Source organism: Bradyrhizobium sp. (assembly GCF_050014615.1).
GTDB lineage: Bacteria > Pseudomonadota > Alphaproteobacteria > Rhizobiales > Xanthobacteraceae > Bradyrhizobium.
Genome location: NZ_JBEKCZ010000302.1, coordinates 1 through 8,707 on the forward strand (window position 1 = coordinate 1; position 8,707 = coordinate 8,707).

Here is an 8,707-nt window from a genome sequence, read left to right on the forward strand (position 1 = left end):
GTCCGCGCAACAAAACGGCCTGGCCCCGATGGAGCCTTGCCGCATCAGCCCGTGTGACGGCCAGTGCCGGGATGTCGTCCAGCGCGGTCTCAACGGGCAAAAGCGCGTCGGCGAGGCTGCCCTCGCCAGACGCGGCTCTATCGCATAAAGCCTCCAACTGTTCCAGCGGAATCATGTCGGTTTCACCGAATGGGCCGACCAGGGTCCTCCGCAGGGCGCAGATATGGCCAAAACAGCCGAGAAGGCGGCCAATGTCGCGGGCCAGCGCCCGCACATAGGTTCCCTTGCCGCATTCGGCCTCGAACACAGAATGACTGCTATCTATCTGTTCTACCAAGGTTAATTGGTGAATCTCGACCGGCCGCGGCTTCAGCTCGACGGTCTCGCCGTCCCGCGCCAGGTCGTAGGCCCGCTCGCCCTGGACCTTGATGGCCGAATATTGCGGCGGGATCTGCTCAATGACGCCCGTGAACCGCGGCAGCAGGTCGGAAATCGCCTCCATGGAGGGCCGGATCGGGCTGCTATGGGTGACCCGGCCTTCGGTGTCGTCGGTATCGCGCTCTTCGCCCCAGCACACCGTGAAGCGATAGCGCTTGCGGCCGTCCATCACGAAGGGGACGGTTTTGGTGGCTTCGCCCAACGCGATCGGCAGTCCGCCTGACGCGAGCGGGTCGAGCGTGCCGGCATGGCCGGCGCGCTTGGCCTGGAACAGCCGCTTCACGACCGCGACCGCATGGGTCGAGGTCATGCCGATCGGCTTGTCGAGCACGACCCAGCCATGGACGTCGCGTTTATCGCGCCGCGGCTGGTTATTCTGGCGCGGCTGCTTGCCGGAGCGCGGGTGATTCCCGTCGCGGCCAGGGTCCGGAGAAATATTTTTTTCAAGCGCGTCCGAATCGCCGATTGGCGGCTCGATCAGGCTGTTGGCGGTGGTCACGATCATCAGTTCACTCTTCCGAATCTTGCGAATCTGGTGCGAGGTCTCTTTGCACCGCAGGTGTTCGCAGTAATTTCTCTATTCGTTCCGCTTCATCGAATCGTTCGTCGGCGCGGAAGCGAAGATCAGGCGCAAATTTTAAGTTAACGCGTCGCGCCACTTCGCCGCGCAGGAACTTCTTGTTGCGCTCCAGCGCCGCGATCACCTTGTCGATGTCGCGCCCGCCGAGCGGCATCACATAAACGGTCGCCAGCTTCAGATCCGGCGACATCCGCACCTCGGGCACGGTGATGATGTGCCCCTCGAGGTCGGGGTCGTGAACGCTGCCTTGTGAGAGAATGTCCGCAATCGCATGGCGCACGGTTTCGCCCACGCGCAACTGACGCTGCGAGCCGCCGGGAGCGGAACTCTTCTTGTGATGGCCGGGCATTATCGTTTTCTCAAAATCGTCATGCCCGCGCTTGTCGCGGGCATCCACGTCTTTCTTGTTGAATCAGGTAAGGCGTGGATGGCCGGAACAAGTCCGGCCATGACGCCGTATTTTCAGTTCAAAAATCCGTGCGCTCGCAAGACTTGGACTTGCAAAGGCTTGGATTCACAAAAAGCCTGGTCCTACAGGCTACGCTGGATCGTCTCCACGCGATAACACTCGATGATGTCGCCGGCACGCATGTCGCCGTAATTCTCGAACGCCATGCCGCATTCCTGGCCGGACTGCACTTCCTTCACTTCGTCCTTGAAGCGCTTCAGCGTCGACAACTTGCCTTCATGCACGACGACGTTGTCGCGAATCAGGCGGACATTGGCGCCGCGCTCCACCGAGCCGTCGGTGACACGGCAACCGGCGACCTTGCCGACCTTGGAAATGTTGAACACTTCCAGGATCAGGGCATTGCCCAGCATGGTCTCGCGCAGCGTCGGCGCCAGCAGGCCGGACATCGCCTTCTTCACGTCATCTACGAGATCGTAGATGATGTTGTAGTAGCGGATTTCGATGCCGTTGCGCTTGGCCGCCGCGGCGGCTTCCTTGTGGGCGCGTACGTTGAAGCCGATGATGGCGGCGTTGAAGCCTTCCGCCAGCGTGACGTCGGATTCGCTGATGCCGCCGACGCCGGCATGCAGGATGCGGGCGGCGACTTCGTCGGTGCCGAGCTTGTCGAGCGATCCGAGGATGGCCTCGAGCGAGCCCTGCACGTCGGCCTTGATGATCAGCGGGAAGTCCTTGCGGCCCGACGTCTTGAGCTGCGACATCATCTGCTCGAGCGAGCCGCGCATGCCGGAAATGCTGGCGGCGGCGTTCTCGCGCTTCTGGTGGGCGCGGTAACTCGTCACCTGGCGGGCGCGGGCTTCGTTCTCCACCACCGCGAGGCGGTCGCCGGCCTCCGGCGGGCCGTTGAAGCCGAGCACTTCGACCGGAACCGACGGTCCGGCCTCGTCGATGGTGACGCCCTGATCGTTGATCAGCGCGCGGACGCGGCCCATCTCGGCGCCGGCCACGATGATGTCGCCGACGCGTAGCGTCCCGCGCTGTACCAGCACGGTAGCGACCGGACCGCGGCCGCGATCGAGCTTGGCTTCGATCACGGTGCCTTCGGCGGGACGCTCGGCATTGGTCTTGAGGTCGAGCAGTTCGGCCTGCAGCGCGATCATCTCCAGCAGCCGGTCGAGATTGGTCTTGTTCTTGGCCGAGACCTCGACATCGACGACGTCGCCGCCGAGCGATTCGACCTGAACCTCGTGCTGCAGCAGTTCCGTGCGCACGCGTTCCGGCTTGGCGTCCGGCTTGTCGATCTTGTTGATCGCCACGATCATCGGAACCTTCGCCGCCTTGGCGTGATTGATGGCCTCGATGGTCTGCGGCATCACGCCGTCATCCGCCGCGACCACCAGGATCACGATGTCGGTCACCTTGGCGCCGCGCGCGCGCATCGCGGTGAACGCGGCGTGGCCGGGGGTGTCGATGAAGGTGATCTTCTTGCCGCTTTCCGGCGAGGTCACCTGATAGGCGCCGATATGCTGGGTGATGCCGCCGGCCTCACCTGAGACCACGTTGGCATGACGAAGCGCATCGAGCAGCGAGGTCTTGCCGTGATCGACGTGGCCCATCACGGTCACCACGGGCGAACGCGGCTCGGTGTCGGAGGAATCGTCGACGACGTCGAACAGGCCTTCCTCGACGTCGGACGCGGCGACGCGCTTGACGGTGTGACCGAGTTCCTCGGCGATCAGCTGCGCGGTGTCGGCATCGATCACGTCGGTGATCTTGTGCATCGCGCCCTGCTTCATCAGCAGGCGAATCACGTCAACGGCCCGCTCGGACATGCGGTTGGCGAGTTCCTGGATATTGATGGCTTCCGGGATGATCACCTCGCGAATGAGCTTTTCCTTCGGCTCGTTCGACGCATGGCCCTTGAGGCGCTGGGTGCGGCGGCGGAACGACGCGATCGAGCGCTCGCGCACGTCATCGGCATTGAGCGCCGTGACCAGCGTCAGGCGGCCGCGCTGCTTGGCCGGTGCCGGCTTGGCGGTGGTTTTCGGAGGTGTGGCCGGGCGGGCAACGCCGCCGGGGCCGCGACGAATCTGGCGCGGACCTTCGTCCTCGTCGGTGATATCGGCGGCAACACCGGGCGCCCGGGCGGTGGGCAGAGCCGCGGCGGCGCGGGCTGCGGCCGGAGTTGCGGCGGCGGCTCGGGCTTCGGCCTCGCCAAAGCGCTTCTTGGCTTCGAGTTCGGCCTTGCGCTTGGCTTCCTCGTCCTGGCGGTGGCGTTCTTCTTCGGCCTTGCGGCGGGCTTCGGCGGCTTCGCGCTCGGCCTGCTCGATGCCTTCCTTGCTGTTGCGCCGCTTGGCTTCTTCTTCGGCCAGGCGCCGCTCTTCGACGTCGCGGACCTTGGCATCGGCCAGCGCACTGGCACGCGCGCTGCGCTCATCCTCGGTCAGGGTGCGCAGCACCACGCCGGAATTGCTGCGCGGCGCCGCCGGCGGGGGCGCGGTACGGGCAATCGGCGCCTTGGCGACGGGGGCCGCCTTGGCGACCACCGGCTCGGGCGCATGCGTTTCGGGCGCGGGGGCGTCGCCGCCCACCCGGCGCTTGCCGCGCTTCTCGACCACGACCTGCTTGGTCCGGCCGTGGCTGAAGCTCTGGCGCACGGTGCCCGTCTCGACGCGCGGCTTGAGCGTCAAGGTCTTGGTCGGGACACTGAGTGTCTTGTCGCCAGGAGTTTTCGTATCAACCATTCAGCAAGTCCTAATCTTGTTGCGTCGTGCGTGTCCGCACAGTCTGTATCGGCGAAGTCTGGTTCGGCGAATTCTATATAGGCGAAGTCTTGACACATTTGACCGGCCCAGTGCCAAATCCAATTGTTCCGAGGTCAGCGCCGTGACCACCGGGAACGGGCGGGATTCATCGCCATTTCCGGCATTTTGCCTGACGAGAGCGTCCAATTTCCGGATTCCGTCCGCCGCGCCGTCGGAAGCGTGGATCAGGGCGTGGATCGCGCTCTGGGCCAGGGCGCCCTCGACCTTGCTGAAGCCGGCGACGACCTGCCCCGCCTTGGCGGCCATCGCGAGCGCTTCGATCACGCCGCGCACCAGCAGGGCTTCGGTATCGGCCGCCAGCGTCGGTGCAACGCGGAGGTCGCGCTTGAAGCCTTTGCCAAACTGGTTACGCCGGACCGCTTCCGCAACCACCTGCCGCGAGGCGGTGATCCACAAACCCCGGCCGGGAAGCTTGCGCTTCAGATCCGCTATCACCTCGCTCTGGGGCGAGACGACAAACCGGATCAGCTCGTCGATCGGCTGCACCTGCCGCGTGACCGCGCACATCCGCATCGTCGCGGACCTGTCGGTCCGCGGTCCGTTGTCGAGATCGGGGTCAGCGAGGGCAAGCATGCGTGTGACATCTCTCCTAACATCTGCGCATTGCGGCTGCGCAAAACCGTCCGGCATCTGTTGAGAACACCCGCATCAGACCGGCTGGTCCTCGGGGGCCTCGGTGGTCTCGGTCTTCTTGACGAGATCGGCTTCGGTGATCCAGCCGGCGATGACGCGCGCCTGCATGATCATGTTTTCCGCCTCATCGCGCGAGATTTCATTGGCATCGAGAATGCCGGGATGCTTGGTCGGCTCGCCGCCTTCCTTGCGTTCGGTCCAGCCGACCAGGTCGTCGGTGGCGCAACCGGCGAGATCCTCGACGGTCTTGATCTCGTTCTCGCCGAATTTCACCAGCATTTTCGAGGTCACGCCGGGCACCGTCTTCAAAGCGTCTTCCACACCGAGCTCCTTACGTTTGTTTTCGAGCTCGCCTTCGAGCTGTTCCAGATATTCGCGGGCCCGGCTCTGCAGCTCGTTCGCGGTTTCATCATCGAAACCTTCGATGCCGGCCAGCTCCTTGATGTCGACCAGCGCCAGTTCCTCCACCGAGGTGAAGCCTTCCGACGCCAGCAATTGACCGACGACTTCGTCGACGTTCAGCGCTTCCATGAATACCCGCGTGGAGTTTTCGAAATCGGCCTGGCGGCGCTCGGATTCTTCCTGTTCGGTGAGAATGTCGATGTCCCAGCCGGTCAGTTGCGAGGCGAGGCGCACGTTCTGTCCGCGGCGGCCAATCGCCAGCGACAGCTGGTTATTGGTATCGGGAACCACGACCTCGATCCGCTCGCGCTCTTCGTCGATCACGACCTTGGCGACTTCGGCGGGGGCCAGCGCATTGACGACAAAGGTCGCGATGTCGGGCGACCAGGGAATGATGTCGATCTTCTCGCCCTGCAATTCATTGACCACGGCCTGCACGCGCGAGCCGCGCATGCCGACGCAGGCGCCGACCGGATCGACCGACGAATCCCTTGAAATCACACCGATTTTCGCGCGCGACCCGGGGTCGCGGGCGACCGCCTTGATCTCGACGATGCCGTCATAGATTTCCGGCACTTCCTGCGCGAACAGCTTGGCCATGAATTGCGGATGGGTTCGCGAGAGGAAAATCTGCGGACCCCTGGTTTCGCGCCGCACGTCGAAAATATAGGCGCGCACGCGGTCGCCGTTGCGGAACACCTCGCGCGGCAGCATCTCGTCGCGCCGCACGATGGCTTCGCCGCGGCCGAGATCGACAATGACGCTGCCATATTCGACGCGCTTGACGATGCCGTTGACGATGTCGCCGATGCGATCCTTGAATTCCTGGTACTGCCGGTCGCGCTCGGCCTCGCGCACCTTCTGCACGATCACCTGCTTGGCGGATTGCGCGGCGATGCGGCCATATTCCAGCGGCGGCAGGGTGTCGGCGATGGTATCGCCGACCTGGGCGCCGGGATTGGCGCGTTGCGCATCGACCAGCGAAATCTGGTTCGACGAATTCTCGACTTGCTCGACCACCAGCATGTGGCGCGACAGCCGCAGTTCGCCTTTCTTGGCGTCGATCTCGGCATGAACGTCAGTCTCGCTGCCGTAGCGTGCCCGCGCCGCCTTGGCGATGGCATCTTCCATCGCCGCGATCACGATGCCGCGGTCGATCGATTTTTCGCGCGCGACGGCGTCCGCGATCTGCAGCAGTTCTAGTTTATTGGCGCTGACAGCTGCCATGGCTCAGTCTCCTTCAGTGGGATCGATGTCGCCTCTTCGCAGTCTTTCGGCGGCGAGACGGTGTTCCTTGGTATTTTTCGGGGCGCCTTGCTTCTTAACGTTCAATTTCGGCTTCGGTTTGTTGCTTTTCGATGGGTCGCTTTTTTTTGCGTGCGGTGGCGGCGGCGGCTCAAGCCCGAGATTCTGGCGCAACTCGCGCTCGGCGGCCTTGCCGCGTCGCATCGATTCCGCGATCAGTTCGTCGGTCAGAACCAGCCTTGCGTCCGCGATATCCTCCATGACCAGTGCCACGTCGGCATCTTCGCCCGCGCGGATGTCATCACGATGTAAGCGCACACTATCGCCCTCGACGACGCCGAGCGTGCCGCGGAAACGCTTGCGGCCCTGATAGGCGAGCGCCATTTCGATCTTCACGAGATGGCCGGCATAGCGTTCGAAATCGGTGCGGCGCACCAGCGGCCGGTCGATCCCGGGCGAGGAAATCTCCAGCCGGTAGGCCCGCTCGATCGGGTCGGCGACGTCGAGCACCGGCGACAGCGCCTTTGAAATCGCTTCGCAATCCTCGATTTGCATCGATCCGTCGGGCCGCTCCGCCATAATCTGGACGGTGCAGCCGGATTCGCCTGAAATCTTGATCCGCACCAGCCGGTAGCCCATTCCCTGCAGCACCGGACCCGCGACCGCCGATACCCGCGCCGCCACGCCCGGCTCGACCACCAGACGGGGCTCGGCAAGCAGGTCGATATCCGGCAAATCAGCAGTTGGATCGGTCATATCCAGGGTCAAATTTGGTCTACTCGGGTGGTCTGACGTGCATTGGGTTGAGGCCGGGCCTAAAGCCGGTCCGGCTGTGCTACCCGAGCCGGGCCCGTCGTCGCTTTGCGGGCTCGTTCAGGTAATAAAAAAGAGCGGGTCCGGAAGGGGCCCACTCTCAATACGCGATCGTATGAGAACCATAAGTTGCGGCCGATATAGCGGTTTTGACCTGATCCGGCAAGGGCCGCGAGGCCCATAGCCGCTAATTTACGTGGGCCCGAGCGCGCCTTCGAACCTAACCCTTCCTTCACCAAGCCACCCTAAATTACCGCAAAATCCGCCGCTGCGCCGGGTTTGGGTGTGTTTCATGTCCCTTGGCACGTCGCTGATCCCCGAGCTTGAACAGATCGTCAAACATGGCGATCCCAGGCGCCGGTCCGATGCGGCCCGCCGGATAGCCGAATTGTTCCTGCAGGGGGCGGCAAATTTCCGCTCCGATCACGTTGCTTTGTTTGACAGCGTCCTCGTCGATCTCGTTCCGCATACCGAAATCGCCGCGCGCGCCGGGCTGGCAGAACGGCTCTCCGTCCTCGCCAACGCGCCGCGCGCGTTGGTCGGGCAACTCGCGCATGAGGAGGAAATCTCGATCGCCGGCCCCCTGCTGCGCCGATCGCCTGTCATCGATGAGAAGGCCTTAATCGAAATCGCGCGCTTCCGGGGCCAGGGTCATTTGCTGGCGATGTCGGAGCGATCGACGCTCTCGCCCGATCTTACCGATGTCATCGTGCGACGCGGCGACCGCGACGTGGTCAGGCGTGCCGCCGGCAATGCGGGCGCGCAGTTTTCGCGGACCGGATATTCGACGCTGATCAAGCGCGCCGGCCAGGACGGTGTTCTGACCCTCAAGGTCGGCCAACGCGACGATCTAACGGATCCGCAGTTGAAGGAACTGCTGGCGGGATCGATCGATATTCTCCGCCGCCGGCTGTTCGAGGTGGTCAAGCCCGGCAGGCAGGTCGCCATCAAGCAGGCGATGAGCGAGATTTCCGGCATCCCCGAAAAGGTTGAAGGCCGCCGCGATTTCGCACCGGCGCAGCGCAAGGTGATGGCGCTGCATCGCGATGGCGAATTGAACGAAGCCGCGCTGCTTGGCTTTGCCAAGAGCCACAAATATGAGGAATCGGTTGCCACTCTATCCGCGATGTCGGGGGTGAAGATCGCAACCCTCGACCGCCTGATCGCCGGCGACCGCCACGATCCGATCCTGATCCTCGGCAAGGCGATCGGACTCGAATGGGCCACCGTGCGCGCCTTGATCCTGCTGCGGCTGGGTCCAGCCCGGGTGCCGTCGCCGACAGACATCGAGCATGTGCGGGTGAATTTCGCCCGCCTGATGCCCGTGACCGCGGAGCGGGTGGTGAACTTCTGGCAGACCCG

7 protein-coding genes are annotated in these 8,707 nt (G+C 63.8%); 1 reads left to right on the forward strand and 6 read right to left on the reverse strand.

The window, feature by feature from the left end:
- From truB to rimP, 6 genes are all read right to left on the reverse strand, one after another.
- The coding region (truB, locus tag ABR948_RS28420) for a tRNA pseudouridine(55) synthase TruB (protein ID WP_428124451.1) at nucleotides 1–943 on the reverse strand (943 nt) is incomplete at its 3' end.
- Nucleotides 944–947: 4 nt separating this feature from the next.
- Nucleotides 948–1,367: a 30S ribosome-binding factor RbfA gene (gene rbfA / locus ABR948_RS28425; RefSeq protein WP_428124463.1), complete on the reverse strand. Its 420-nt coding sequence runs from the start codon at nucleotides 1,365–1,367 to the stop codon at nucleotides 948–950.
- 182 nt (nucleotides 1,368–1,549) lie between these two features.
- Nucleotides 1,550–4,171: a translation initiation factor IF-2 gene (gene infB / locus ABR948_RS28430; RefSeq protein WP_428124453.1), complete on the reverse strand. Its 2,622-nt coding sequence runs from the start codon at nucleotides 4,169–4,171 to the stop codon at nucleotides 1,550–1,552.
- A complete protein-coding gene (locus tag ABR948_RS28435) occupies nucleotides 4,172–4,825 on the reverse strand; it encodes an RNA-binding protein (protein ID WP_428124455.1) in 654 nt (217 codons plus the stop codon).
- Between the two features lie 75 nt (nucleotides 4,826–4,900).
- Nucleotides 4,901–6,514 carry a transcription termination factor NusA gene (nusA, locus tag ABR948_RS28440; protein WP_428124457.1) on the reverse strand — a complete coding sequence of 538 codons (1,614 nt, stop codon included), beginning with the start codon at nucleotides 6,512–6,514 and terminating at the stop codon, nucleotides 4,901–4,903.
- 3 nt (nucleotides 6,515–6,517) lie between these two features.
- Nucleotides 6,518–7,288, reverse strand: coding sequence for a ribosome maturation factor RimP (rimP, locus tag ABR948_RS28445; protein ID WP_428124459.1), 771 nt, complete (start codon nucleotides 7,286–7,288; stop codon nucleotides 6,518–6,520).
- A 349-nt stretch (nucleotides 7,289–7,637) separates the two neighbouring features.
- On the opposite strand from rimP, the gene ABR948_RS28450 reads away from it, so the two are divergent.
- On the forward strand, nucleotides 7,638–8,707 hold a 1,070-nt coding region (locus ABR948_RS28450), incomplete at its 3' end, for a DUF2336 domain-containing protein (RefSeq protein WP_428124461.1).

Bases quoted from the DNA above. Each gene is read 5' to 3' on its own strand.
- ABR948_RS28435 (WP_428124455.1), bottom strand. From the start codon at position 4,825: ATGCTTGCCCTCGCTGACCCCGATCTCGACAACGGACCGCGGACCGAC.
- nusA (WP_428124457.1), bottom strand. From the start codon at position 6,514: ATGGCAGCTGTCAGCGCCAATAAACTAGAACTGCTGCAGATCGCGGAC.
- infB (WP_428124453.1), bottom strand. From the start codon at position 4,171: ATGGTTGATACGAAAACTCCTGGCGACAAGACACTCAGTGTCCCGACC.
- rbfA (WP_428124463.1), bottom strand. From the start codon at position 1,367: ATGCCCGGCCATCACAAGAAGAGTTCCGCTCCCGGCGGCTCGCAGCGT.
- rimP (WP_428124459.1), bottom strand. From the start codon at position 7,288: ATGACCGATCCAACTGCTGATTTGCCGGATATCGACCTGCTTGCCGAG.